The sequence below is a fragment of the Paraburkholderia dipogonis genome, assembly GCF_042680985.1.
Taxonomy (GTDB): Bacteria; Pseudomonadota; Gammaproteobacteria; order Burkholderiales; family Burkholderiaceae; genus Paraburkholderia; species Paraburkholderia phytofirmans.
The window spans coordinates 32,311-58,994 of the sequence record NZ_JBHUFR010000035.1; the positions used below are offsets into that span (position 1 = coordinate 32,311).

General features: G+C 62.2%; 25 protein-coding genes and 1 tRNA gene. 14 read left to right on the top strand and 12 right to left on the bottom strand.

Going from position 1 to position 26,684, the window contains the following annotated elements:
• Positions 1–41: 41 nt before the first annotated feature.
• Positions 42–953, top strand: a complete 912-nt coding sequence (locus tag ACFSNN_RS37100; RefSeq protein ID WP_134456591.1) for a DMT family transporter — start codon at positions 42–44, stop codon at positions 951–953.
• Between the two features lie 18 nt (positions 954–971).
• Here the strand turns inward: ACFSNN_RS37100 and ACFSNN_RS37105 are convergent, their stop codons facing one another.
• The 6 genes from ACFSNN_RS37105 to acs all read right to left on the bottom strand — a co-directional run bounded on the left by ACFSNN_RS37105 (position 972) and on the right by acs (position 8,285).
• Entirely contained in the window at positions 972–2,234 is a 1,263-nt protein-coding gene (locus tag ACFSNN_RS37105; RefSeq protein ID WP_134456593.1) for an MFS transporter, read from the bottom strand.
• A gap of 121 nt (positions 2,235–2,355) precedes the next feature.
• Entirely contained in the window at positions 2,356–3,489 is a 1,134-nt protein-coding gene (locus tag ACFSNN_RS37110; RefSeq protein WP_134456594.1) for an acyltransferase family protein, read from the bottom strand.
• Between the two features lie 111 nt (positions 3,490–3,600).
• Positions 3,601–3,691, bottom strand: a tRNA-Ser gene (locus ACFSNN_RS37115).
• 60 nt (positions 3,692–3,751) lie between these two features.
• Positions 3,752–5,770 carry a sodium:solute symporter family protein gene (locus ACFSNN_RS37120; RefSeq protein ID WP_134456596.1) on the bottom strand — a complete coding sequence of 673 codons (2,019 nt, stop codon included), beginning with the start codon at positions 5,768–5,770 and terminating at the stop codon, positions 3,752–3,754.
• A gap of 4 nt (positions 5,771–5,774) precedes the next feature.
• Positions 5,775–6,155 (bottom strand): DUF4212 domain-containing protein, encoded by a 381-nt coding sequence (locus ACFSNN_RS37125; protein ID WP_208949474.1) that lies wholly within the window; start codon positions 6,153–6,155, stop codon positions 5,775–5,777.
• 147 nt (positions 6,156–6,302) lie between these two features.
• Complete coding sequence (gene acs / locus ACFSNN_RS37130; RefSeq protein WP_134456598.1) at positions 6,303–8,285, bottom strand: acetate--CoA ligase; 1,983 nt, start codon at positions 8,283–8,285, stop codon at positions 6,303–6,305.
• A gap of 511 nt (positions 8,286–8,796) precedes the next feature.
• Here acs and ACFSNN_RS37135 point away from each other — a divergent pair.
• The 9 genes from ACFSNN_RS37135 (at position 8,797) to ACFSNN_RS37175 (ending at position 16,533) form a co-directional block, all read left to right on the top strand.
• Positions 8,797–9,687 carry a DMT family transporter gene (locus ACFSNN_RS37135; RefSeq protein WP_279631148.1) on the top strand — a complete coding sequence of 297 codons (891 nt, stop codon included), beginning with the start codon at positions 8,797–8,799 and terminating at the stop codon, positions 9,685–9,687.
• 303 nt (positions 9,688–9,990) lie between these two features.
• Entirely contained in the window at positions 9,991–10,602 is a 612-nt protein-coding gene (locus ACFSNN_RS37140) for a TIGR00645 family protein (RefSeq protein ID WP_012432445.1), read from the top strand.
• Positions 10,603–10,657: 55 nt separating this feature from the next.
• Positions 10,658–12,181, top strand: coding sequence for a fumarate hydratase (locus ACFSNN_RS37145; RefSeq protein WP_012432444.1), 1,524 nt, complete (start codon positions 10,658–10,660; stop codon positions 12,179–12,181).
• Positions 12,182–12,370: 189 nt separating this feature from the next.
• Positions 12,371–12,850 carry a bacterioferritin gene (gene bfr / locus ACFSNN_RS37150; RefSeq protein WP_012432443.1) on the top strand — a complete coding sequence of 160 codons (480 nt, stop codon included), beginning with the start codon at positions 12,371–12,373 and terminating at the stop codon, positions 12,848–12,850.
• Positions 12,851–12,993: 143 nt separating this feature from the next.
• Complete coding sequence (gene murI, locus ACFSNN_RS37155; RefSeq protein WP_134456602.1) at positions 12,994–13,881, top strand: glutamate racemase; 888 nt, start codon at positions 12,994–12,996, stop codon at positions 13,879–13,881.
• A gap of 216 nt (positions 13,882–14,097) precedes the next feature.
• A complete protein-coding gene (locus tag ACFSNN_RS37160) occupies positions 14,098–14,334 on the top strand; it encodes a (2Fe-2S)-binding protein (protein WP_012432441.1) in 237 nt (78 codons plus the stop codon).
• Positions 14,335–14,600: 266 nt separating this feature from the next.
• Complete coding sequence (locus ACFSNN_RS37165; protein ID WP_134456604.1) at positions 14,601–15,338, top strand: energy transducer TonB; 738 nt, start codon at positions 14,601–14,603, stop codon at positions 15,336–15,338.
• A 27-nt stretch (positions 15,339–15,365) separates the two neighbouring features.
• Positions 15,366–16,097, top strand: coding sequence for a MotA/TolQ/ExbB proton channel family protein (locus ACFSNN_RS37170; RefSeq protein WP_134456605.1), 732 nt, complete (start codon positions 15,366–15,368; stop codon positions 16,095–16,097).
• A 16-nt stretch (positions 16,098–16,113) separates the two neighbouring features.
• Entirely contained in the window at positions 16,114–16,533 is a 420-nt protein-coding gene (locus ACFSNN_RS37175; protein ID WP_134456607.1) for an ExbD/TolR family protein, read from the top strand.
• Between the two features lie 354 nt (positions 16,534–16,887).
• On the opposite strand, the gene ACFSNN_RS37180 is transcribed toward ACFSNN_RS37175, so the two are convergent.
• Positions 16,888–17,877, bottom strand: a complete 990-nt coding sequence (locus tag ACFSNN_RS37180) for a LysR family transcriptional regulator (protein WP_134456609.1) — start codon at positions 17,875–17,877, stop codon at positions 16,888–16,890.
• 122 nt (positions 17,878–17,999) lie between these two features.
• Here ACFSNN_RS37180 and ACFSNN_RS37185 point away from each other — a divergent pair, with 122 nt between their 5' ends.
• The 4 genes from ACFSNN_RS37185 to hemP all read left to right on the top strand — a co-directional run bounded on the left by ACFSNN_RS37185 (position 18,000) and on the right by hemP (position 20,377).
• The gene (locus ACFSNN_RS37185; protein ID WP_134456611.1) at positions 18,000–18,878 is read left to right on the top strand and encodes a pirin family protein; all 879 of its coding nucleotides are present in this window, start codon (positions 18,000–18,002) and stop codon (positions 18,876–18,878) included.
• A 139-nt stretch (positions 18,879–19,017) separates the two neighbouring features.
• Positions 19,018–19,416 (top strand): OsmC family protein, encoded by a 399-nt coding sequence (locus tag ACFSNN_RS37190; RefSeq protein ID WP_134456613.1) that lies wholly within the window; start codon positions 19,018–19,020, stop codon positions 19,414–19,416.
• Positions 19,417–19,440: 24 nt separating this feature from the next.
• Positions 19,441–19,923, top strand: a complete 483-nt coding sequence (locus tag ACFSNN_RS37195) for an SRPBCC family protein (RefSeq protein ID WP_134456615.1) — start codon at positions 19,441–19,443, stop codon at positions 19,921–19,923.
• 193 nt (positions 19,924–20,116) lie between these two features.
• On the top strand, positions 20,117–20,377 hold the full coding sequence (hemP, locus tag ACFSNN_RS37200) for a hemin uptake protein HemP (protein WP_134456616.1): 261 nt from the start codon (positions 20,117–20,119) through the stop codon (positions 20,375–20,377).
• Between the two features lie 290 nt (positions 20,378–20,667).
• On the opposite strand, the gene ACFSNN_RS37205 is transcribed toward hemP, so the two are convergent.
• From ACFSNN_RS37205 to uvrB, 5 genes are all read right to left on the bottom strand, one after another.
• The gene (locus ACFSNN_RS37205) at positions 20,668–22,074 is read right to left on the bottom strand and encodes a 4Fe-4S binding protein (RefSeq protein WP_134456618.1); all 1,407 of its coding nucleotides are present in this window, start codon (positions 22,072–22,074) and stop codon (positions 20,668–20,670) included.
• Complete coding sequence (locus tag ACFSNN_RS37210; RefSeq protein WP_134456620.1) at positions 22,071–22,916, bottom strand: FTR1 family iron permease; 846 nt, start codon at positions 22,914–22,916, stop codon at positions 22,071–22,073. Before ACFSNN_RS37210 ends, ACFSNN_RS37205 begins: the two co-directional genes overlap by 4 nt.
• 69 nt (positions 22,917–22,985) lie before the next feature.
• Positions 22,986–23,318, bottom strand: a complete 333-nt coding sequence (locus ACFSNN_RS37215) for a cupredoxin domain-containing protein (RefSeq protein ID WP_012432429.1) — start codon at positions 23,316–23,318, stop codon at positions 22,986–22,988.
• 165 nt (positions 23,319–23,483) lie between these two features.
• Positions 23,484–24,032 (bottom strand): iron transporter, encoded by a 549-nt coding sequence (locus ACFSNN_RS37220; protein WP_134456621.1) that lies wholly within the window; start codon positions 24,030–24,032, stop codon positions 23,484–23,486.
• A gap of 333 nt (positions 24,033–24,365) precedes the next feature.
• A complete protein-coding gene (uvrB, locus tag ACFSNN_RS37225; RefSeq protein ID WP_134456622.1) occupies positions 24,366–26,459 on the bottom strand; it encodes an excinuclease ABC subunit UvrB in 2,094 nt (697 codons plus the stop codon).
• Positions 26,460–26,684: the final 225 nt, after the last annotated feature.

Genomic DNA, 26,684 nt, shown 5'->3' on the forward strand with positions numbered 1-26,684 from the left:
CAAAGTTCGACAATACGGCCTTATTAGCTCGAGGTCCGTCCATGTCGAAACAAGAACGCCTGCTCATGTTGTCCGATCTGATGCTGCTCGCCGTCGCCGTCGTGTGGGGCACCAGTTACGGCGTGGTCAAAAGCGCGCTGGTGTTTTATCCGGTGCTGGGTTTGCTCGCACTGCGCTTCGGCATCACTTTCGTGATCCTGTCGCCCGCCCTGCGCCACCTGCGCGCCGCCGACGCCCGCACGCTGCGCGGCGTGCTGTTCTCCGGCGCGCTGCTGCTCGGTATCTTTCTCTGTGAAACCTTCGGCATCCTGATGACGCGTGCGGCCAACGCCGCGTTTCTGATCAGCTTGTGCGTGGTGTTGACGCCACTCGTCGAATGGTTGCTGCTCAAGCGCAAGCCAAGCCGCGTCGAATGGCTGGCGGTGGCGCTCTCGCTGCTGGGCGCATGGCTGCTCGCCGGCGACGGTGAACTAAGCCTCAATCCCGGCGACGCGCTGATTTTGCTCGCCGCGCTGCTGCGCGCGCTAACGGTGTGTGTGACCAAACGCGTGATGCGCGATTCGGCGCTGCCGCCGCTGTCGGTGACTGCGGTTCAGTCTGGCGTGGTGGCATTCGGCAGCGCCGCGGCCGCCTGGCTGTTCGCACCGCAGCAGTGGCAGGCTGCGCCCTCGATTGCGGAACATGCGGTGTTCTGGGGCTATGTCGGCTATCTGGTGATCGCGTGCACGCTGTTCGCGTTCTTTGCGCAGAACTTCGCGATCAAGCGCAGCAGCCCGACACGCGTCTCGCTGCTGATGGGCAGCGAACCGGCGTTCGGGGCACTGTTTGCCTGCATCTGGTTGGGTGAGCGCATTTCCGTGACCGCGTGGGTCGGCGGCGCATTGATCGTCGCGGCATCGATTCTGGCGACCGTGCGATGGACCGCGTTGCGTGTGAGCGCCGCGCAGGCCTGAAGCAAGGTGTTGCGTCGATCAGGAGCTCGGCGCCAGTTCCTCTTCGCGCTCCAGCGAGCGCGTGCGCCTGAGTTCCGGGAAGAAGCGCATCCAGAGCAAGGCGACCGCGATGGTCGCCACGCCGCCCATCAGCACGGCCGGTTGTGCGCCCCACCAACCCGCCGTCAAGCCGGATTCGAACTCGCCCAATTGATTCGACGTCCCGATGAAAAGCGAGTTGACCGCGCTGACGCGTCCCAGCATTTCGTCCGGTGTGCGCAACTGCACGAGCGACAGACGCACGACCACGCTGATGGTGTCCGATGCGCCGAGCACCATCAGCGCGACGAGCGACACGAAAAATTGATGCGACAGGCCGAACACGACCGTGGCTGCGCCGAACGCCATCACGCCGCCGAACATCGCCGCGCCCGGCCGGTTGCGCAGCGGGAAATGCGCGAGCCAGACGGTGCCGGCGAGCGCGCCGATGGCGGTGCCCGAGCGCAACAACCCTAGCCCGAGCGGCCCCGTGTGCAGGATGTCGCGCGCGAAGATCGGCAACAGCGCGGTCGCGCCGCCGAACAGCACGGCGAACAGATCAAGCGACAACGCGCCGAGAATCACCGGTTCGCGGCGAATGAAGGCAATGCCCGAGAACACCGATTCAAGCGTGACAGGCGCGCGGTTCGCCGGCTTTGTCTGTAGCGAAATTCCCGAGACCGCCGCGGCCGCGGCCGCGAACGACAGCGTGCAGGCGAGATAGGCCGCGCCCGGGCCGATGCCGTAAAGCAGGCCGCCCAGCGCCGGGCCCGCGATCTGCGCGGTCTGATTCGCCGACGTGGCCCATGCCGTCGCTTTGGGCAACTGCCCGCGCGGCACGACGCCCGGCAATAGCGAAGCCACCGCGGGCGATTCAAAGGCGCGCGCCGCACCGACGCATGCGGCCAGCACATAAATCACGGGTGCGCTGATCCAGCCGCTGAAGGTGCCGACAGCGAATAACAATGCAGCGACGCTTTCGAGGCTTTGACAGATGGCCGCGATACGGCGGCGGTCGTAACGGTCGGCGACGTGGCCGACCACGAGCGTCAGCACGAACATCGGCAGAAATTGCGCGAGGCCGACGAGGCCGAGTGCGAAGGCGCTATGCGTGAGCGCGTAGATATGCCAGCCCATTGCCACGGCGAGCATCTGGAACGACAGCGACGAGAGGATGCGGGTGCACCAGAAACGTTGAAATGCGGGGTGTTTCGGCAAACTAACGGATGAGGAGCCGGGCGGTTCGGCGGGCGCTGGAGGCATGGCGTTCGTGCTCTTGACTGGGCGGACTTGGGCGGCCGCTAGTTTAGAGCAAGATGATTTGTTTTGGGTTACGGCCTTGCGCGGCACGCATCGCCGGCGGCGACGAATCGGCTCGCGGCCTTCAGGCGAGAACCGCTGGACGCGCCCGGGTGAATCGGGATTCGACGAGCAGATACGAGAGGCTGCCGAGCGCCGCCGTCATCACGACACCGGCCAGTACCGCGACCAGATACGCAAGCCTGGCGTCCGCGAAATTGCGTTGCGCCAGCAGCGCGATGGCGGGATAGAACGGCACGTGCCAGATGTACAGGCTATAGCTTGCGCGCCCTATTGCAGTAAGCGGCTTGAATTCCAGCGCGCGTACGATCGGCGAGCGCGCAGACGAATGGATGACCCGGTAAATCATCAACGCGACTGACACGGCTAGCAGCGTATAGCCGAACGTCTGAAGCCACGCCAAGGTTTTAAATGGGACATCTGAACATGCCAACGCTATCCAGATCGCCACGAACATCGCCACGCCGAGCACGCCTGCCGCCGCGGATTGTCTGGAACGAAGATGGGCAGGCACGAGTGCCAGCAGGCAACCTACTGCAATCGAGTCGATCCGGCAAAGCGTGAAGGTATAGATGCCGTTGTCGGAAATCCCGGCAAAATGGCACACCACTCTGAACGATATCGCCAGCAGCAGGAGCGCCACAGCTGGGCGAAAGTACGAATGGAAACGGGCGACGAGAATCGGGAACACGATATAGAAATGCCATTCCACGGCCAGCGTCCAGAAATGCGCCATGGTGAAATGTTGATCCGCCAGCGCGACCCGATCGCCGAATAGCGACTGCAGACTGGCCGTGAATGTCCATAGCAGGTATTCGTTTTTCAAGACCTTGCTATGCGGGTCGATCAGCAGCGCGACAAGCGTGAATATCAACAGGCTCGCGACGTAGGCTGGCAGCAAGCGGATTGCCCGACGCTGGATGAATTTCGCGTAGGACGCGACTGAATTGACGGGCCGCTTCAATAGCGTCGTGGTGATGAGAAAGCCCGAGATCACGAAAAACACGTCCACGCCTATCCAGCCGGTCGACGCAATACGCACGATGCCGGACCATGCGCCACCCAACTCCGAGAGGCGGGTGGAAAAATAGCTTGTGTAGTGGAACAGGACGACGAGCATCATCGAGATGGCTCGGAGTCCATCGAGGCCGGTCACGTAGCGCAAGGAGCTTGCGTCTCGGATGCTATGTGTTTCCATCCGCGCATTCTACAGATTACGGAATGTTTGCGGCGGTAAGGTTTGGCGGCTCGGGCTAGAAAACAAAAAGCCGTTGAATCCTTGAGGATTCAACGGCTTATCATTCGTTCCTGGCGGAGAGACGGGGATTCGAACCCCGGATAGGTTATTAACCTATACACGCTTTCCAGGCGTGCGACTTAAACCGCTCATCCATCTCTCCGGCGGGGAGCCGAATTATAGCAAACTTCGCGCGCCGCGCCACACCCATGCGCGAACCGGCTTAAGGATGCCGGATATAGTCCACCAGCGCCCGCGTGTAAGCGTCCGGTTTCCGGTCGATCAGGCTCACGCCGATCGCCACCAGAAATCCCGCCGGCACGCCGAATACGCCGGAACTGATCGGCTCGATCCCGAACCACCGTGCGCCGGCGAAACCGGTCATCTGCGTGAAGAACGGGTACGTGGAGACGATGTAATAGATGCACACCACCAGCCCCGCCACCATGCCCGCCACCGCGCCCAGCCGCGTGGTGCGCTTCCAGAACACGCCTAGCACCAACACCGGAAACAGACTAGAAGCCGCCAGCGAAAACGCCGCGCCCACCAGAAACAGAATGTTCCCCGTATTCAACGACGCTACATACGACGCGAACAGCGCCACCCCTAACAACAGAATCTTCGAGATCGTCACGCGCCGCTGGCTCGACGCGTTCGGATCGACCATGTGGTAGTACACATCGTGCGACAAGGCGTTGGCGATGGTGAGCAGCAAACCGTCCGCGGTGGAGAGCGCCGCGGCCAGCGCGCCCGCCGCGATCAGCCCCGACATCACATACGGAAGTCCCGCAATCTCCGGCGCGGCAAGCACGACCATGTCGGGCTGCATTTGAATCTCGCTCCAACGCACGATGCCGTCGCCGTTCGTATCGGCAAGACTGATCAGGCTCGGCTCGACCTTGCGCCACTGCATGAGCCACTGCGGCAAGTCCGAGAAATGATGGCCGACCAGGTTGGTCAATATCTCGTACTTGATCAAAACCGCCAACACCGGCACCGTCAAATAGAACAGCGCGACGAAGAACAGAGTCCATCCGACGGAGCGTCGCGCCGAAGCCACCGAGGTGGTCGTGTTATAGCGCGTCAAAATGTGCGGCAGGCTCGCCGTGCCGAGCGACAGGCACAGCAGCAGCGAAAGAAAATTACGTTCGTGGATGCGCCGGTCTTCATCACTCACGGCGGGGAACGGCTCATGCATCGGCACGGGTGCGGCTGCGCGCATCAGCATTTCATCGCGTCGCTGGGTCCACACGATCTGCGCGGCGGCGGCATCGCGGGGAAACTGTTCGAGCGAGCGCTCGCGCTCCTTGATCTCGCGCAGCGGGCCGTTATGCCGGCGCAGATCGGCGACTTCCTGTGTGAGACGCAGCTTCTCGTCGACAAACGATTGCGGCAAGGTGTCGAGCCGAATCTGCATCAACGCGGCACGGCGGCGATAATCGTCGCGCACGGTCTGTTCGAGCGGCTCCTCGCGCACCTGCTTCTCGAGGCCTTCGACACGCCCCATCAAGCGGCCGTAATTGAATTGCGGCACCCAGCCGAGGCCGTCCTTGTGCGCGATCATCGACACGGGAATCAGAATCGCCGCGATCAGGATGACGTACTGCGCGACCTGCGTCCACGTGACGGCACGCATGCCGCCAAGAAACGAACACACCAGAATGCCCGCCAGTCCGCAGAAGATGCCGACGGCAAAATCCACGCCGATAAACCGCGTCGCAATCAGTCCGACGCCCTGGATCTGCGCGACCAGATATACGAACGAACACAAGATCGCCGCCAGCGCGGCAAGGCCGCGCACGGCGTTGCTCGAAAAGCGCGTGCCGAGAAAATCGGGAATCGTGTAGCGCGCGAGCTTGCGCACATACGGCGCGAGCAGGAACGCGACCAGACAATAGCCGCCGGTCCAGCCCATCAGATAAGCGAGACCGTCATATCCGGTCGCATAGATCGAGCCGGCGAGGCCGATGAACGAAGCCGCCGAAAGCCAGTCGGCCGCGGTCGCCATGCCGTTGAAAGCGGACGGCACGCGCCGCCCCGCCACGTAGTATTCGACCAGATCGGAAGTGCGCGACAACAGGCCGATCACCGCATACACCGCGATCGGCACGAACAGGAACACATAGCCGATCCACACGCCAGGACCGGTGGTACGCTCGATGCGCCACATCACATAGATGAAGAACAGGAAGCCGAGCGTGTAAAGGGCGTAGGAACGGATCAGCCGGTTCGTGAGCTTCATCGGCTCAGCTTCCGCGCGCGACGGACGCATCGGCGGCGACGCTAGCGCTGGCGTCGGTATCCGCGTCAAAGGCGCGTTTGAGCTGACGGTCGGCGCGCTGCATCAGCACGATATACACGACGATGAGCGCCAGATAGATCAGGATCGCGCCCTGGGCACCGAAGTAGAACGGCAACCTGAAGCCGCCGACCCGCACCTGTGCCAGGGCGGGTGCCATCAGCGGCAACACGAACGACACGATGAAGCCCAAGGTCATCAACGTCGCAATCAACGCGAGGTTGAAGCGCCAGTATTTTTGATGCGCGCGCGCCATCGCTGCCGAGACCGCGGGCGGTTCCGGCAGGGGATTGAGCGTAGCGTGGGAGGAGTGGTGCGGCGCGGCCATGCGCCTATGTATCAAAAAGCCACCGGGCAGGCAATCGGGATTGTCCGCCCAGTGGCTTCAACAACGTGGCTTCACGATCAGCAATCTGCGTGGGACCAAGGATCCTGGTCCGGTACGCCCTTGCCCTTCACACAGGCCCCTGCAAGCTTAAAGCGACTCGCCCAGTTGATCGAGAATCGCCGGGTTCTCCAGCGTCGATACGTCTTGCGTGATTTCCTCGCCCTTCGCGAGCGAGCGCAACAGGCGGCGCATGATTTTGCCCGAACGCGTCTTCGGCAGGTTCTCGCCGAAGCGGATGTCCTTCGGCTTGGCGATCGGACCGATCTCCTTGCCGACCCAGTTGCGCAGTTCGTTGGCGAGCTTCACCGCTTCCTCGCCTTCCGGACGCGCGCGCTTCAACACGACGAACGCGCACACGGCTTCACCGGTCGTCGCGTCGGGGCGCCCTACCACAGCGGCTTCCGCGACAAGCGGGTTCGACACCAGCGCCGACTCGATCTCCATCGTGCCGAGCCGGTGACCCGACACGTTGAGCACGTCGTCGATGCGGCCCATGATCGTGAAGTAGCCGGTATCCTTGTCGCGCACCGCGCCGTCGCCCGCAAGGTACAGCTTGCCGCCGAGCTCCTCGGGGAAGTAGCTCTTCTTGTAGCGGTCCGGATCGCCCCACACGTTACGCAACATGGACGGCCATGGACGCTTCACCACCAGAATGCCGCCCTGCCCGTTCGGCACGTCCTGACCGGTTTCGTCGACGACCGCGGCCATGATGCCCGGCAGGGGCAACGTGCATGAACCCGGCACCAGAGGTGTGGCGCCCGGCAGCGGCGTGATCATGTGGCCGCCGGTTTCGGTTTGCCACCACGTATCGACAATCGGGCAACGGCTGCCGCCGACGTTCTCGTAATACCAGATCCACGCTTCCGGGTTGATCGGCTCGCCGACCGTGCCGATGATGCGCAACGTGGACAGGTCATAGCTCTTCGGATGCACTTTCTCGTCGGCGTCAGCGGCCTTGATCAGCGAGCGGATCGCAGTGGGCGCCGTATAGAACAGCGAGACCTTGTGCTTGGCGATCATGTCCCAGAAGCGGCCGGCGTTCGGATACGTAGGCACGCCTTCGAACACGACCTGCGTGCCGCCGAGCGTCAACGGACCATACGTGATGTAGCTATGGCCCGTGATCCAGCCGATGTCGGCGGTACACCAGAACACATCCGAAGGCTTCCAGTCGAAGGTCCACTTCAGCGTTTGCGCGGCCCACAGCAGATAACCGCCGGTGCTGTGCTGCACGCCCTTCGGTTTGCCGGTCGAACCGGACGTGTAGAGGATGAACAACGGATGCTCGGCGCCGACCCACTCGGGCGCGCATTGATCCGATTCGGCCTGCGTGAGTTCGTGCATCCACAGATCGCGGCCTTCGTTCCATGCGACCTTGCCGCCGGTGCGCTGATAGACGATCACGCTCGTGACTGCCTCGCAACCGCCCATTGCCAGCGCTTCGTCGGCGATGTTTTTCAGCGGCAAGGCTTTGCCGCCACGCATCTGTTCGTCGGAGGTGACGAGCGCGACGGCGCCCACGTCCACCAGCCGCTCATTGAGCGACTTCGACGAGAAGCCGCCGAACACCACCGAATGCGTCGCGCCAATCCGCGCGCACGCCTGCATCGCGACGATGCCTTCGATCGACATCGGCATATAGATCACCACGCGGTCGCCCTTCTTCACGCCGCGCTTCTTCAGCGCGTTCGCGAAGCGCGACACACGTTGCAGCAGATCCTGATAGGTGACGTTGGTGACGGTGCCGTCGTCGGCTTCGAAAACGATCGCGACGCGCTCGCCGTTGCCGGCCTCGACGTGACGGTCGATGCTGTTATACGACGCGTTGATCTGGCCGTCTTCGAACCACGTGTAGAACGGCGCGTTCGATTCGTCGAGCACTTTGGTGAAGGGCGTGTTCCAGCTCAGCGTCTCGCGAGCGAGGCGCCTCCAGAAACCTTCGTAATCGCGCTCGGCCTCGGCGGCCAGCGCGCGGTACGCGTCCATTCCGGAGATCGCGGCACCCGCCGCTGCTTCAGCGGAAGGAGGGAAAACACGGCGTTCGTGAAGAACCGATTCAATCGCAGACATCGACAACCCCTTGGTGAAGATGAAACGTAAAACCTGTGCCGGCGCGACTCGCGCGCGCCCTCTGTCTTGTTGACGCCGCAACGGGCGGCGTGCTGTCTCCAAGCCTCACGCATCGATCGCCGATCGATGCGCCGCGGCTCATCCGTCTGCCTGTACCACTCATGCGGCACCGCAACATGAATCCGCTCTCACGCTCAAACATAAACGCTGCAACTTACCGGCCACTTACGCGCAATGCGCCGGATTGCCAGCGAAAACCCTAATGCGGCTCATGCGACCGGATCGTCGAATGATGAATGCGGCGCGAAGCAACGCATGCTACGCGCTGACTGACGTTCATGTGTCTGAACCCACGCATGGATTGAGCGCGCTGCATACCGCGACGCCGTGCGAACCCCGCATGGCCGCGACGCGCCCTTACGCTGGCTCGCACGGCCTTTTACAATGCTAACTGAACTAGCCGTCTGGATTCCAGCTTGAATCGTTACTCCCTGCTTCTTATCGTTACTCCCTGCTTTTTGTCACCTCGATGCTGCTGGTCGGCAGCAGTGTCGGAATCGGTAAGTCGATCGTCGAGTTCGTCCCCGTCCCTTTGTTCGCGCTGCTGCGCTTCGTGATCGCGATGGCAGTACTGTGGCCGCTTCTGCGCATGTCCAGACTGCGCAGCGTGAAGCGCGGCGAATGGTTCAACCTGTTCCTGCAGGCTCTGTTCGGCACCTTCGGGTTTACGCTGCTGATGCTCGGCGGCGTGCAACGCACGAGCGCGGTCGCGGCCGGCGTGATCACGAGCACGATTCCCGCGGTCGCCGCGCTGCTCTCGTGGCTTATCCTCAAAGAACGTCCGAACGGTCGGGCACTCGCGTCGATCGCACTGGCGATCGTCGGCGTGGTCGTCATCAATCTCGCGCACGTGCATCGGAGTTCGGGCGGCGAAACGTCGTTCGCGGGCAACCTGATGGTGCTCGGCGCGGTGTGCTGCGAATCGCTTTACATCATCCTGTCACGGCGTCTCACGCAGACACTCGCACCGATCCACATCTGCGCGTACACGCATCTCTTCGGCCTTCTACTGATGCTGCCGGTCGGCGCGAGCGCGCTGCTCGACTTCGACTATCGCGCTGTGCCGCTCAGCGTCTGGACGCTAGTGCTGTGGTATGGACTGTCGGCCAGCATCTTTTCGTTCTGGTTGTGGATGAAGGGCATCCTGAAGGGCATCCGTCACGTGCCGGGCAGTCTTGCGGGCGTGTTCAGCGCCGTGCTGCCCGTGGCGGCCGCGATCTGCGGCATCGCGTTTCTCGGCGAGCGGCCCACCTTCGCGCACGGTATCGCGCTCGCCTGCGTGGTCACGGGGATCGGGCTGGCGAGCCTGAAGGTCAGACGGGTGCCGCCGGTGGCGTCGTGAGCGTTCAGGCCTCGCCGCCAGCCGCTGCCCTCAAGGTGCGCGGTCAAGCGCACCGCCTGTCGAAGCGGCGCCGCCTGCCCGCCGCAACGCAGCAAATTCACCCGACGCTGTACAATAGCGCGCCTGATGCGAGCTTTTCCGGTCTTCTCTGGCCGTGCGCCGCGCCGTCTGCGCCAAGTCTGCGTGCCTGATCCAACGCGTGCTTGCCATGTATATGCCGCGTACCATGCATGCCGCGCCGGCGCATTCAGTCCGCGCATTTAGTCCATGTTCCGTCACCTGCGTTTCGTCCGACTCTTGCCCATGTCCGCTCCGCGATCCGACTCCGCCCATCAGCGCCGCCCGATGCGCCCGATCCCTTCCATCATCTTCATGAGCCGCTGGCTGCAGTTGCCGCTCTATCTGGGTCTGATCGTGGCCCAGGCGGTCTACGTCGTGCTGTTCCTCAAGGAAGTCTGGCATCTCGTCACGGCCTCCATGACGCTCGACGAAACCAACATCATGCTGGTCGTGCTCGGTCTGATCGACGTGGTCATGATCTCGAACCTGCTGATCATGGTGATCATCGGCGGGTATGAAACGTTCGTGTCGCGCCTGGGCGTCGAGGGTCATCCGGACGAACCGGAATGGCTCGACCACGTGAACGCCGGCGTGCTCAAAGTCAAACTGTCGATGGCGCTGATCAGCATCTCGTCGATCCATCTGCTGAAGACCTTCATCAGCCCCGACCAGAATTCGACGCATACGATCATGTGGCAGGTGATCATCCACGTTGCGTTCCTCGTCTCGGCGCTCGTGATGGCGGCGGTCGACCGGCTCACCACGCACACGCATCCCAAACATTTCGAAGAGCCCGCCGTCCTGCACGCCGTGGGCTCCGTTAAAGGTTCCACTCCCCTGAAGGCGCACGACTGACCCGCCCTGCCCGGCGAGTCCGACAACAAGCGCCACCGTCCCCACTGAGCTAGCCATGACCGTCATCAAACAGGAAGATCTGATTCAGAGCATTGCTGATTCGCTTCAGTACATCAGCTACTACCATCCGCTCGACTACATCCAGGCACTCGGCCGCGCCTACGAGCTCGAACAGAGCCCCGCCGCGAAAGACGCCATCGCGCAGATTCTCACCAACAGCCGCATGTGCGCCGAAGGCAAGCGCCCGATCTGCCAGGATACCGGCATCGTCACGGTGTTCGTGAAGGTCGGCATGGACGTGCGTTGGGACGGCGCGACGATGGGCGTCACCGACATGATCAACGAAGGCGTGCGCCGTGGTTATCTGAACCCGGACAACGTGCTGCGCGCGTCGATCGTGAGCCCGCCGGAAGGTGGCCGCAAGAACACGAAAGACAACACGCCGGCCGTGATCCACTACGAGATCGTGCCGGGCAATACGGTCGACGTGCAGGTCGCGGCCAAGGGCGGCGGCTCGGAAAACAAGTCGAAGTTCGCGATGCTGAATCCGTCGGATTCGATCGTCGACTGGATTCTCAAGACCGTGCCGACCATGGGCGCGGGCTGGTGCCCGCCGGGCATGCTCGGTATCGGTATCGGAGGCACCGCTGAAAAAGCGATGGTGATGGCGAAAGAATCGCTGATGGATCCGATCGACATTCAGGACGTGATCGCACGCGGCCCGAAGGACTGGATCGAAGAACTGCGTGTTGAACTGCACGAGAAGGTCAACGCGCTCGGGATCGGCGCGCAAGGTCTCGGCGGTCTCGCCACCGTGCTCGACGTGAAGATCATGGCCGCGCCGACGCACGCCGCGAGCAAGCCGATCGCGATCATCCCGAACTGCGCGGCGACGCGTCACGCGCATTTCACGCTGGACGGTTCCGGCGTTGCCAAGCTCGAAGCGCCGTCGCTCGACGCATGGCCGAAGGTGCAGTGGGAGCCGGACACCGAGAAGAGCAAGCGCGTCGATCTGAACACGCTTACGCCGGAAGAAGTCGCCGCGTGGACGCCGGGCCAGACGCTGCTGCTGTCGGGCAAGATGCTGACGGGCCGTGACGCGGCTCACAAGCGCATCGCCGATATGCTGGCCAAGGGCGAGAAGCTGCCGGTCGACTTCACGAACCGCGTGATTTACTACGTCGGCCCGGTCGATCCGGTGCGCGATGAAGCCGTCGGTCCCGCAGGCCCGACCACGGCAACGCGCATGGACAAGTTCACCGAGACGATGCTGTCGCAAACCGGCCTGATCTCGATGATCGGCAAGGCGGAGCGCGGCCCGGTCGCCATCGAGGCGATCAAGAAGCACAAGGCCGCGTATCTGATGGCCGTGGGTGGCGCGGCGTACCTCGTGTCGAAGGCGATTCGCAGCGCGAAGGTTCTCGCGTTCGAAGACCTCGGCATGGAAGCGATCTACGAGTTCGACGTGCAGGACATGCCTGTAACGGTGGCCGTCGATTCGAACGGCACTTCCGTTCATCAAACTGGGCCGAAGGAATGGCAAGCAAAGATCGGCAAGATTCCGGTCGCGACAGTTTGAAATATTGACATCCGCTGAATGATTCAAAGCCGGGGCCTCAAACCCCGGCTTTTTTATGATGAAATGAGAACGGTACGCATCACGCGAAAAACCCTCTGAAATCAAGCGAAAATCTGATTTTTTGGCTTGGCTTTTTGCGTTTCGCCGTTTATTGTTCTGGGAAATTCAAAGCCCCTATAAGGACACACCATGCAAGGCGACAAGAAGGTCATCGAGTATCTCAACTCGCAGTTGAAGAACGAACTGACCGCCATCAATCAGTACTTCCTGCATGCGCGGATGTATAAGCACTGGGGTCTCGAGAAACTCGGCAAGCACGAATACGACGAATCGATCGGCGAGATGAAGCACGCCGACTGGCTCATCGAACGCATTTTCATGCTCGACGGTCTGCCTAATCTGCAGGACCTGCACAAATTGCTGATCGGTGAGGAAACGAAAGAAATCCTCGAATGCGATTTGAAGCTCGAACAGATTTCGCAGAGCACCTGTAAAGAAGCCATCGCGTATTGCGAAACGGTGCGCGATTTCATCTCCCGTGAAATCTTCACGAAGATTCTCGACGATACCGAAGAACATATCGACTGGCTCGAAACGCAAATCGACCTGATCGACAAGATCGGCATCCAGAACTACCAGCAATCCGCAATGGGCTCGGTCGAGTCCTGATCGATCCACGCCGCACCCACCCGCGTGCCGGTCATGGCTCAGCTTATTTGCGATGATCTGCGCCGCGCGGGCGATATACTTGCGCACCGTCCCGTTTTTCCGAGTATCCCTTGAGCGCCGTGCCGCACGCGTCCTCGCCGTCTATGCCCGCAGAATCCTCCTCCGCGAATACAGGAATCTTCACGTCTGGCGCCGGAGCGCGCGCACCGGTCGGCATTTTCGATTCGGGGCTGGGCGGTTTGTCGGTGTTGCGGGCGGTCCGGGCGCAACTGTCTGACGAGGCGATCCTGTATGTCGCCGACTCGCTCTACGCCCCCTACGGCGAGCGCGACGACGACTTCATCGCCGACCGCACGCTCGCGATCGGCGAATGGCTCGTCAAGCAAGGCGCGAAAGCGTTGGTGGTCGCCTGCAATACGGCCACCGCGCAGTCGATCGCGCTGGTTCGCGAAAAGCTGCCTATTCCTCTGGTTGGCGTCGAACCCGGCGTCAAACCCGCCGCGCTGCAATCGAAAACCCGTGTCGCCGGCGTGCTCGCCACACAAGTGACGCTGCGCAGCGCCCGCTTTCAGGCGTTGCTCGAACGCTACGCGGCGGATTGCCGCTTTCTCTGCCAGCCGGGCCACGGGCTCGTGCAAGCGGTGGAACGCTGCGACGTCGGCTCCGCCGAGTTACGCGCGCTGCTGCGCGGCTACCTGCAGCCTATGCTCGACGCGGGCGCGGATACGCTGGTGCTCGGCTGCACGCACTATCCGTTTCTCGATGCGGCGATTCGCGATATCGTCGGCGACCGGCTGATGCTGATCGACACCAGCGTTGCCATTGCGCGGCAACTGGAACGCGTGCTCGACCAACACGGTTTGCGCGCGGTGCCGGAAAGCGCGACCACTGTTCCGCCCCGCTTTTTTTCCACCGGCGACGGCACTCATCAGCAACAATTGGCCGCTACCCTGCTGCATATCGACGCAATGGTCGAAACGGTGTCGATCCCCTCGCGCCGCACGGCAGCGCCGGATTCCCAAGCCGCATAAACGGCTGCCCAAGTGCCGTTTTTGGCCCACCACACGGACTTTAGCGAGCTGTTCAGGTCATTTTCCCGCGCCGGCCGCCAGCTGCGCTCGCTACCGCCTCATAGACGAAACCCTTCTAAGAGTCTGGTTTTGTTACAAAAAATCACGCAGGACGCTTGCCAAACGACCCAAACAAAATGATAATAATTCGCATTAACGTTAGCTATGACGCCCGCCATGATTGTCTGTGTCTGCAAGTCTGTTTCTGACCGAAAGATCCGTGCTTCGATCGAGGAAGGCATGGATTCGTTCGACGAGCTCCAGTTCGAGCTCGGCGTCGCATCCTGCTGTGGCAAGTGCGCCGATTCCGTGCGCGACGTCATGATGAAAAGCGGCGTCTGCGCGAGCCGCTGTGGTTTTGAACATCACCCGCAAGCTGTTCCGCTGACGTTTTACGAACGCAAGGCGGCCTGAGTCAGCTTTTCAAAGCGCGGCTCACTCCGCGCTTCGGGCGCTTCGGGCATTTCGCGCCCAATGCCGTTCTCGCTGTTCAAGCGTTATCCCACTGCCGTCAGCAAGCCAGTATTCGTACCAGCCAGCTACCCGCTCACCCGTCACAGGAGTTCGAGATGGAATTGCTGATTGGTTTCGTGACTACTTTGTTCATTTCGCTGCTGATTTTTCGAACATGACGATGTCCTGTCTGACGCGCTGCATCGACAGCGCGCCACCACGCTAACATGCCGGCCTCGCCTACCGTTTCAGCCAGCGCCATGCCGGCTTCGCCTACCCGAACGAACTCCCGCGTCCTGACCGCAACCGCCGTGGTTGCAGCGATTCACGTCGCGCTGCTTGCCGTGGTGATGACCTTGCGTCACGACCCCGTGCAGCCCGTCCTCGAATCGCGCGTCATGACCGCGCAGTTGCTGCCGCCAGCGCCGGTTGCCGCACCGGTCGCGATTCAATCGATCGCGCCGCCGCCGCCCACGCCGACACCGCCGGTTCGTACCAAACCGAAGGTCCAGCCGAAACCGACTCCGACGCCCAAGCCGGCGCCTACGCCGCTACCGGTAGCCGCCGCGCCGTCGCCGACGCCCGTCGCCGCACCTGATCCGACGCCGCCCGCGCCTGCCGCACCGGTTGCCCCGCCCGCACCTGCTGCGCCGGCGATCGGCCGTCAGACGATGGAGATCAGCGCGCCCAAAGACATGTCGCACCTCTCGTGCAATGTGGGCCAACCTGACTATCCGCCTCTGTCCAGGCGCCGCGGCGAGACTGGCACGGTGATCGTGAGTCTCGTGGTCAGCGTGACCGGCAAGATTGAAAACGTCGCGCTGAAAAAGAGCAGCGGTTTCAGCCGCCTCGACGACGCCGCTCTCGACGCAGTGCGTTCGAGCGCCTGCAAACCCTATCTTGAGAATGGGCAGCCGGTACGGGTCCCGACCAACCAGCCTTTCGTCTTCAATCTGAACGATTGAGGCAGCTTTTAAAAACAAGGAATTGCAATGCAAAACTACGGACTGGCGCACGTCTGGGCGCAAGGGGATTTCGTGACGCGCGGCATCGCGCTCACGCTGTTGATCATGTCGGTGCTGTCGTGGAGCGTGATCGTCATCAAAGGCTGGAATGTGATGCGCCTGAAGCGCCTCACGAAAAATGCCGAGCAGGCGTTCTGGCATTCGGACGATCTCGCCGATGGCGTGAAGAAGCTCGGCGCCGGGTCGTCGACGCCGCATGACAATCCGTTCCTCGCGCTGGCGCTGTCGGGCCAGGAAGCGGCCGATCACCATCATCAGACGCAGCCGCATCTGCATGACCGCATGGATGTGTCGGACTGGGTCACGCGCTGCCTGAAAGACACGATGGACGAAAGCGTCGCGCGCATGCAGAGCGGTCTCGCGATTCTCGCGTCGATCGGCAGCACGGCGCCGTTCGTCGGTCTGTTCGGCACGGTGTGGGGCATCTATCACGCGCTGCTGGCCATCGGCGCGAGCGGCCAGTCGTCGATCGACCAGGTGGCCGGTCCGGTCGGAGAAGCGTTGATCATGACCGCGTTCGGCCTGTTCGTCGCGATTCCGGCGGTGCTCGGCTACAACGCACTGACGCGCGCCAACAAGGCCGTGGTCGCCAAACTGAGCCGCTTTGCGCATGGCCTGCATGCATTCTTCGTGACGGGCGCGCGCCTGTCGTCGTCCAAGCGCGGCGACGGCCTGCGTCTCGCCGCTCGCGCGAACTGATCGACGAGGCACTCCAATGGCAATGAGCCCTTTCGCCGGCGACGATGACGACGGCCTGATGAACGAAATCAACATGACGCCGCTCGTCGACGTGATGTTGGTTCTCCTGATCGTCTTCATGGTGACGATTCCCGTGATTCGACACGCTGTCAAAATCGATCTGCCGCACGCGAGCAGTCAGAAAGAAGACACCAAACCGGCGCAAGTGACGGTCGCGGTCGACGCGGACGGCAACGTCACGTGGGACGACAAGAAAGTCGACGAAGCCGCGCTGAACGCGAAGATCGCGCAAGCCGCGCAAGCGAACCCGCAACCCGAACTGCATCTGGACGCGGACCGCAAGGTTGCGTACGAGAAAGTGGCGCAGGTGATGGCGGCCGCACAAGCCGGCGGCCTCACGAAGATCGGCTTCGTGACCCAACCGAAAAGCAAGTGATGCGTTGAATAGGCCTTGAAACAGGGGCCAAAAAGTAAAAGGCCTTCATCGTCAGATGAAGGCCTTTTTTTGTGCGCACTCGGCGCCTTCGGGCGGCGGGATCATTTGCCATCGGTCGAAGATTGATAGCTACTCGAATCACCGCATGCGACAGCCGTGATCGACACGGACAGCGCGGTCAGCCCTATCAGGCCGGCTATGATAGCGGCCATGAGTTTCCGCATAAGAGACTCCTTAGCGAAGGGATTTCACTATAGGCCCGCGAGCTCGCGCAATCAAGCAAACGGCCATTGAAAGTACTCATGACAGGCCACGCTTAAATGCTAAAAGCGATGCCGCGGCCCGTAAGAAGTGCTATGACGCGATCGCGTACATCGGCTGCGCGACAGCGACCTTTTCCTCGCGGGCGGGACACTCGCCCATGATGTGTTTGCCGTCGTCGGGATCGAGCATCTCGACCAGATAATCGACAAACGCGCGCACGGCCGGCACCATCCCCTGCCGCGACACGAAGACGGCGTACAACTGCGGCGTCGGAAAGGTCCAGCCAGGCATCACCGGCGACAATTGGCCGGCTCGCAGCGCGGCGCCATACATCATCTCCGGCAGCGCCGCGATACCGACGCCGGCGAGCACCGCTTCACGAATCGTCATCAGATCGGCGGTCACGAGGCGCGGCTCGTGTTCGTGCGCATGACGCGTGCCGTCGGGCGCGATCAGGTTGTAGACGTGGCGTCCGTCGCCGGTCGGCACGTCGAGCGTTTCGAAACCGTTCAGATCGGCCGGCAGCAACGGCGGCGCGTTCTGTTGCAACAGGCTCGGCGCGCCGACGAGCATCTGCTGCGTGCGCCACAGCGGCCGTACGACGATGTTGGCGTTTTCCGGCGGATCGGAGCGCACCCGCAGCGCGACGTCGATCGAATCCTCGAACAGATCGACCACGCGGTTCGTCACGCGCATCACTACACGCACTTCCGGATAACGATGCATGAATTCGGGCAGGATCTGCGACAGAATGGTCTGCGAGATCGTGACCGGCACGCTGACGCGCACCGTGCCGCGCGGCGACGAGCGCAGCTGCTGGACGACGTTGACGGCTGCCTGCGCCTCGCTCAGCATCGCCTGACAATGCTGGTAGAACAGTTGACCGGCTTCGGTCAGCGCCAGCTTGCGGGTGGAGCGCTGCAGCAGCCGCACGCCGAGCGACGCCTCGAGCTCGGTCAGCCGGCGTGACAGGCGCGACTTGGAAATCCCCAGCACGCGTTCGGCGGCGGAAAAGCCGCCATGTTCGACGACCTGCGAAAAATACATCAGGTCGTTCAGATTGTGTGAATCGATCTTCATCTCATCGTTCCAGTAATAGAACAATCCATTGCGTGAGGACGGCTGGCACCCCCGAAAACGGTCCCTATAATAGCTCCATGTTTCAAAAATAACGCTATTCCCGATTTTTTGAGGTGACTTTGATGAGCACGACCCGCACGATCGAACGTACGTTTCCGGCCGTTCGCACGACCGAGGGTGGCGGCTTTATCGTCCACCGCCCGTTTCCGACCCGCCTGTTGATGGACTTCGATCCGTTCCTGCTGCTCGACGAAATGGGCCCGATCGACTATGCGCCGGGCGAGGCAAAAGGCGCGCCGGATCATCCGCATCGCGGCTTCGAAACGGTCACGTACGCGCTCGAGGGCGAGTTCGGCCACAAGGATTCGGCCGGTCACTCCGGCACCCTGCGCGCCGGCGACGTGCAGTGGATGACCGCAGGCGCGGGCGTCGTGCACAGCGAGATGCCGGACCCGTCGTTCGTCCGTACGGGCGGACGCGTGCACGGCATCCAGCTGTGGGTCAATCTGCCGCGCCGCGACAAGATGATCGCGCCGCGCTACCAGGAAATCCCGTCGGCGAGCATTCCCGTGGCGACGTCCGTGGACGGCAAGGTGCGCGTCAAGGTGATCGCCGGCGAAGCGCTCGGCGTCAAAGCGGCGATCGAAACGCGTACGCCGATTCTGTATCAGCATTTCTCGCTGCAACCGGGAGCCACGATCCAGCAACCGGTGCCGGCGGACTATCGCGTGTTCGCGTACAGCTTGTCCGGCAGGGGCTTCTATGGAGAAGGCGAAGCGCGTCAAGAAGTCGACGCGCGGCAAATGGTCGTGTTTCAGAACGATGGCGACGCCGTGACGCTCACGGCCGGCGCGGAGCCACTCGAGGTGCTGCTGTTGGGCGGCGTGCCGTTGAAGGAGCCCGTGGTGCGCTACGGCCCGTTCGTGATGAATACGGAAGACGAGATTCGCCAGGCCGTCGTCGATTACCAGGCCGGGCGCATGGGTGCGATCACGCATTGATTCGCCAGCCGGCGCGTCGCAACCCGGGGCGCGAAGGCCGGTGAATTCGTTCACAATAGCAATTCAGGCCGCGCGCCACGCCGTTCACTTATAACAGGCCGTGGCGGGCGGCAATTTCCGTCCCTGTTCAGGAGCGCGCATGGCAGAGTCCACCGTCACCGCCCATATCGGCTCGACGAATTTCCAGGTTCTTTTCGACGACGGCAAGCACACCTGGCTTGCCGACGAACCCGAATCGCTCGGCGGCGGTGATTGCGGGCCGACGCCCGTCTCGCTGCTGCTGTCAAGCCTCGGCGCGTGCACGTCGATTACGCTGAAGATGTACGCCCAGCGCAAGGACTGGCCGCTCGCCGACGTGCGCGTGACGCTCTCGCTCGAAACCGGCGACGCGGGTACGACCATCGACCGTAAGATCGTGCTCGAAGGCGACCTGTCCGACGAGCAGCGGGAACGGCTTTTGCAAATAGCCAATCAGTGCCCGGTTCACAAGATCCTCACGCATTCGATCACGATCCGTTCGGGGCTCGCCGTCGCTTAAACGCTTTCATAGGAAGCCGTCGTTTTGAATTTCGAACACCTTATCCAGATCAACGACCCGTTGAATCCGTTTGTCGAATCGATGACCCGCGCGCAATTGTGGGAAGGTCTCGTGCTGCGCGCCGAACAGCCGCAGCTGTTCGTGATCGGGCTCGACAGTTGCACGATTCTTTCGCGCGAAGGCAACGTACTCGAACGGGAATTGCACTACGGCCAGGCCACGGTGCGCGACCGCGTCACGCTCGAAGAAAGCCAGAGCGTGCGCTACGACATTCTGCCGACGGCCGACTACGTTGGCGGCTCGCTCACCATGACCATCGAGCAACCGGACGAACTGCAGCTGTTCCTGCGCTTCGAATACGCGACCACGCTGCCCGAATCGACCGATCCTGATGCGCATCAGACGCAGGAGATCGTGAAGTCGGCGTATCGGGAGAACGATATCGATACCGTTCGGCTGATTCGCCAGTTTGTGCAGGCGAAGCAGGAGCCCGGCTCGCTGCATTGAACATCGCGCGGGCGCCCTGCCCGCCATCGAGCGCAAGACCGCCGCGGCGATCAGGCGGTCGTTCTCCGGAGTCCCCTCCGCCTTCAAGCCTGCCTGACTATCGAAATTCAAATCCGATCAATTTCTCTTCCTTGTAAATGGGAATAGTTATCATTTAGAATTAATCCATCGAATCGACCAACAGCAAAAACGAATGACCGATCTCACGCGCCCTTCCACGCTCAGCCTGCGCCGTCCGGCGGCCGCGCTGACCAGCCGTCCGAAAACGTCGACGGCAACGGTAACCGGCCAGAAGCCTGGCGCGGACCGCACCAACGGTTCGGGCGAGACGTCGGAGCGGGTCGTTCACAGCGACGCCTTGCTGCAGGGACATAGCCACGTCAGCATCATGCATAACGGCGAGACCTACCAGTTGCGGGCCACGCGCTTAGGCAAGCTGATCCTGACGAAGTAGGAACGAATAGCAGTTAGTACCGGGTATTGTGGGGACCACCTCCCAGAGAGGTGTTAGGCAGTAGCCAGCCACGACGGCTTGCACGTGAGAACTAGACCCCTTCGTGCAGACACCAAGCCAGCCGTCGCAGCAAGCCAGGCCGCTTTTTTTGGTTCTCACTCGATACGGCGACACGCTCGACGTGCGTCGATCATGCGGAAAATGAAAAAGCCGTGGGATGATTTCATCTCCACGGCTTTTTGTTTGACCAAGCGCGGACTAGTGCATCCGCGTTAAAAGCGCCGAGTACGTTACTTCGAAGCCCAGCCCCAGAACATCAGCCACCACGCGCTATCGACCACGGCCAACGCCGCGGCGAACCACACCATCGCGAGGCCGCGTTGAACGAAACGCTCGCTATAGCGGCGCGTGACGAGCCAGGCGAGCCAGGCGCTCCACAGGTTGGCAATCGCCAGAATCGCGATGCGCATATCCGACGCCCACCACAGCGACACATGCTCCGCGCGCAGCAGCGACAGCGTGGTCGCGGACAGGCCGAGAAACACGCCCGCGCCGGCAATCGGAATCAGCCCTTGCGTCAAATGATGCAGACGCACGCCATTGAAGCGCCCCAGCATGCGCGTCGCGCCCATCAGCAGCACCAGCAGCACGGTGCCGTACACCAACGCCGTGGCGAAGATGTAGCCGATCACCATCGTGCCGTCGAGCCACGAAAACACGTCGTTCTGCTCGGGGTAATGCGTGAACAGGAACCACGGCGCGTTGGTGTCGAGCGGCCACGTGATGTCGTGATCGACCAGCCAGTTCGCGAGGAAGATCTTCAGATCGACAAACCAGCGCGACGCGGTCCAGTGGAACGCGCCGATCGCAATGCCGAGCAGGCCGTACAGGATCAACGCGGTATCCCACGGGTTGGCCTGCTTGTCGCCCAACTGCACCACTTCCGACGACGGCGCGCGCCACGTCAACGCAATCGCGTCGCGGTGGCCGCTGCAACGGCCGCACATATGGCAGTCCGATGCGCCCTTCATGTTGCGCAACGGCACGAGCGGCGCGCAATTGATCGGAATTACGCGATGCCCATGCTCGCCGTTCTTGTACGAACGGCGCCATGCCTCTTCATCGACTTTGTAGTGAAACGGCGCGAGCCGCGCCAGAAGCGAAAAAACCCCGTTGACGGGGCAGAGGTATTTGCACCAGACGCGCTTCTCGCGTCCGTATAACAAGCCGATGATCATCGCCGCGAAGGTCGAGCCGCCTAACACCAGCAGCACGGCTTTCGGATACTGGTAGACGCTCACCATCTGACCGTAGATCGTCGTGATGCCGAACGCGACGAACGGCCAGCCGCCCCAGCGCATCCAGCGCGGAATCGCCCAGCCTCGTCCGTACTTGCTGGCGAATTCGGCGAGCGCGCCTTCGGGACACAGCACGCCGCACCAGACGCGGCCAAGCATGACCATCGAGAGCAGCACGAACGGCCACCAGATACCCCAGAACACGAACTGCGCGGCGAGCGTCAGGTTGTTCCACAAGTGCGCCGTGTCGTCCGGCAGCGGCATCACCGCCGGCACCAGAATCAGAAACGCGTACACCGCCACCACGACCCACTGAATGCCGCGAATCGCGGCACCGTGACGCTGCATCCACTGCCCGGCCGCCGCGAGGCGGCCCGGGCGAGTCATTACCGTACTCATGCCGTGCGCCCAGCGGCTTGCCGTGCCGGCTTGCGATTCGCGCGGCGCAGCAGCAGATAAACCACCGCCCAATACGCCGCATAGGCGATCAGATTCATCAGCGCCGGGTGAGCGCGATAGCCGGTGAGCGTGGCGACCAGCGAACCGAAAGTGCTCGAATCGTCGAGGATCGCCGACGAATTCCACATCTGATCGACGAGGGTCGGCAGGATTTCCTTGTCGATCAGCTTGTCCACACCGGTCTGGAACAGACCCGCGCCGAGAAACAGCAGCATGATTTCCGTGATGCGGAAAAAGAGCCGCCACGAGAAGATCTTGCCGCCCAGCTGCAGGATATAGAAGGTCAGGAACGCGAGCGCCAGACCGATCACGACCGCGAGCATCTGGCTGGCGCCCACGTGACCCGATTGGCCGAAGCCGAGGCCGTACAGAAAGATCACCGTCTCGCTGCCTTCACGCGCGATCGCCAGCGCCACCAGCAACGCGACGCCCCACCAGTTCGAATCGCGCTGGCTCTTTTGCAGCGACTGTTCCATGTCGCGCTTGAGCGTGCGGCCGTGCTGCTTCATCCACAGCACCATCTGCACGATCAGCACGCAGGCGACCAGCACCATCGCGGTCTGGAAATAATCCTGCGCGTCGCCGGAGAGCACTTCGGTGAAACCCACCAGCGCGGCGCCGAGCGCCACCGCCGCAATCAAACCGGCTGCCACGCCGCCCCACAGGTACGGCAAACCGCGGCGCGCGTCGTCGTCGCCATTTTTCAGCCACGCGTACAGGATGCCGACGACCAGCAACGCCTCGACACTTTCCCGCCACACGATGAATAGAATCTGACCCATCAAGCTCTCCCTTCTTCTGGTCTGGCGAGCGCGCGACCCGTCGACGCTCTGCGCTCGCGTCCCAAGTCACTACTTCGCGACGATGACGCCTTGCGCCTGCTGGTGAAAATCGTCGAAAAACTTGTACTCGCCCGGCTCGAGCGGCGCGATCACGACGAACGAATCCGCGCCCGGCGCCAGCACCTTTTCCTTACGCAACTGCACGCTTTCGAATTCGGCCGCGCCTTTGCCCGTGTTGCGCACTTCGATCTTGATACGCTGTCCCGCCGGCACTTCGATGCGGGCCGGATTCAGCTTGCCGTCGTTCATTTCCAGCTTGAAGGTCGGCAGGTCGGCGGCCTGCGCCGCGCTCGCCAGCAAAACCGTGGCGGCGAAGATCGCGATCTTTCGGTTGATTCTCATTAGCCCTTCCGGAAAACGCGGCGCGTTGGAGGTCAATCGCCAACGCGCCGTATGCTGCACTGGCTCGTTCGGCCTCATTCGGCCATCCATTCAGCCGCTCATCGAGCCATCCATTCACGCGCGGCCACGCGGCAAAGCGTGCTCACGCGTGATGATGCGCGGCGATCAGTAGCCGCCCTTCTTGCCGATGCCGGCGTACGCGAAGTCGTATTCGAGGGTGATCGGCTTGAACCACGGACCTACGCCGGTTTCCTTGTCGACGTGGCGGCCGAACGCCATGTGGCCCGATTGCATCGGCGCCTCGACAACCATCTTCAGGTGGTACTTGCCCGGGCCTTGCAGCTTGACGTTGTCGCCGTAGTGCGGGCCGTCGTTGGCGACCATCGGCATCAGGTCGCCCTTTTGCGTCTGAGTCGAACCGGCTTTCGTCAGTTCGTAGTGCACTTGCAGATACGGCATCCAGTCGCCTTCGGCGAAACCGGTCGGGTTGTTCTTGACCGCGTGAATGTCGGCTTCCAGATGGATGTCCGAATCCGAGGCTTTGCGCATCATGCCTTCGGGTTCCATCGTGATCGGCTGCAGATAGACCGCATTGATTTCCATGCCGCCATGGATCTGCTGCTTACCGATCGGATATTCCGCCGCCGCTGCCGAGAAAGCCGCGACTGCGGCGACCGCTGCTGCGCCACCACGCACAAATGAAGAAATCCGCATTGAAACTCCTTATTTTTATCAGACTGGAATCGAACCCATTGGAACAGTGCGTCGCGCATGCCCTGCGATGCAGCGGTCGCGGCGCTTGCACGCCGCGATGGTCGCCGGCGGGCGGCATTACGAACGTTAATGCGAACCATTCTCAATATTGGTCGAGTTTATCATTGATCGCATGGGAGAACAAATGAGAAAGCGCGGCAAGCCTTGTGGCAACAGGGTCTTAAGGCGGGCTTAAGGAAGCGCTGGGGGAGGAGGTGATGCGATGCCGGGCGAGTGCCCGGCATCGCCCGACGGGGCGCAGCGCATCCCCGCACCCCCAAGTGCACGGACGACTTAATCGACGCCCGACACGTGATCGCCGACGTTCGCGCCGAACACGCGCTGGCGCAGCAACGCGAGCTGGTCGCGGGTCTGCGCGGCCTTCTCGAATTCGAGGTTTTTGGCGTGCTCCATCATCTGTTTTTCGAGGCGCTTGAGTTCCTTGGCAAGCTGCTTCTCGGACATGTCCTCGAATTTCGCGCGCGCCTGCTGTTCTTTCAGTTCGGCGCGGGCGTCGTCGACGTTGTACACGCCGTCGATAATGTCGCGAATGCGCTTGACCACCCCGCGCGGCGTAATGCCGTTCGCGAGGTTGAAGGCGATCTGCTTGTTGCGCCGCCGCTCGGTTTCGTCGATGGCGCGGCGCATCGAGTCCGTGATCTTGTCGGCGTAGAGAATCGCCTTGCCGTTCACATTCCGCGCCGCCCGGCCGATGGTCTGGATCAGCGAGCGCTCGGCGCGCAGAAAGCCTTCCTTGTCCGCGTCGAGAATCGCGACCAGCGATACTTCCGGAATATCCAGCCCTTCGCGCAACAGGTTGATGCCGACCAGCACGTCGAAGGTGCCCAGACGCAGATCGCGGATGATTTCCACCCGCTCCACGGTATCGATGTCGCTGTGCAGATAACGCACCTTCACGCCGTGGTCGGCCAGAAACTCGGTCAACTGTTCGGCCATGCGCTTGGTCAGCACCGTGACCAGCACGCGGTCGCCCACCTTGACGCGCTCGTTGATCTCGCCGAGCACGTCGTCGACCTGGCTGCGCGCGGGGCGCACCTCGATTTCCGGATCGACGAGGCCGGTCGGACGCACCAGTTGCTCGGCCACCTGCCCTGCCGTCTTCTGCTCGTAGTCCGCCGGCGTGGCCGACACGAACACCACCTGACGCATCTTGCGCTCGAACTCGTTGAACTTGAGCGGCCGGTTGTCGAGCGCCGACGGCAGACGGAAACCGTAGTCGACCAGATTTTCCTTACGCGCGCGGTCGCCGTTGTACATGCCGTTCAGCTGGCCGATCAGCACGTGCGATTCGTCGAGCAGCATGAGCGCGTCCGACGGCAGATAGTCGACCAGCGTAGGCGGCGGCTCGCCGGGCGCCGCGCCCGAGAAGTGCCGCGAGTAGTTCTCGATGCCCTTGCAGAAGCCGAGTTCCTGCAGCATTTCCAGATCGAAGCGCGTGCGCTGTTCGAGCCGCTGCGCTTCAACGAGCTTTCCGCCGCTATAGAAGAATTCGAGCCGTTCGCGCAGTTCGGCCTTGATCGTTTCGACCGCGCGCACCACGGTATCGCGCGGCGTCACATAGTGCGACGACGGATACACCGTGAAGCGCGGAATCTTCTGACGCACGCGGCCCGTGAGCGGATCGAATAGTTGCAGGGTTTCGATTTCGTCGTCGAACAACTCGATGCGCACCGCCATCTCGGCGTGCTCGGCCGGGAAGATATCGATCGTGTCGCCGCGCACGCGGAACGAGCCGCGCTGGAAGTCGGCCTCGTTGCGGTTGTACTGCATGGCGATCAGACGCGCGATGATGTCGCGCTGGCCGAGCTTGTCGCCGGTGCGCAGCGTCAGAATCATCTTGTGATATTCAGACGGGTTGCCGATACCGTAAATGGCCGACACCGTGCCGACGATCACCACGTCGCGCCGCTCCATCAGACTCTTGGTGGCCGACAGCCGCATCTGCTCGATGTGCTCGTTGATCGACGAGTCCTTCTCGATGAACAGATCGCGCTGCGGCACGTACGCTTCCGGCTGGTAGTAGTCGTAGTACGAGACGAAGTACTCGACCGCGTTGCGCGGGAAGAACTCGCGGAACTCCGAGTAGAGCTGCGCGGCGAGCGTCTTGTTCGGCGCGAACACGATGGCCGGGCGGCCGAGCCGCGCGATCGTATTGGCCATCGTGAAGGTCTTGCCGGAACCGGTCACACCGAGCAGCGTCTGGAACGAGAGGCCATCTTCGACGCCTTCGACGAGCGTGTCGATCGCCGTGGGCTGGTCGCCGGCGGGCGGATACGGCTGGTAGAGCTGGAACGGCGAGCCTTCGAATCGGACGAATTTGGATTCGTCCAGCGTTTCGTCGGCTTCAGTCAGATGTTGTTCGGACATGGGGGGCGGTACCGGGCCTTGGGGGCAAAGAACTATTCTAACGGGTTGCGGGAATCGAAGATCGAGCGGGTCTGCGTAGGGTTTTGAGGAGTCCCGCGGCCGGTTCGGATGCAATGGTGTGGCCCTTTCGGCACAGTCGCGCGGCATTCGCTCACGGCGACCAGACTGCCGCAGCGAGCCCGAATTTTGCCGGCTGCGGGCCGCTTTCCGGCTATCTTCAGGCGG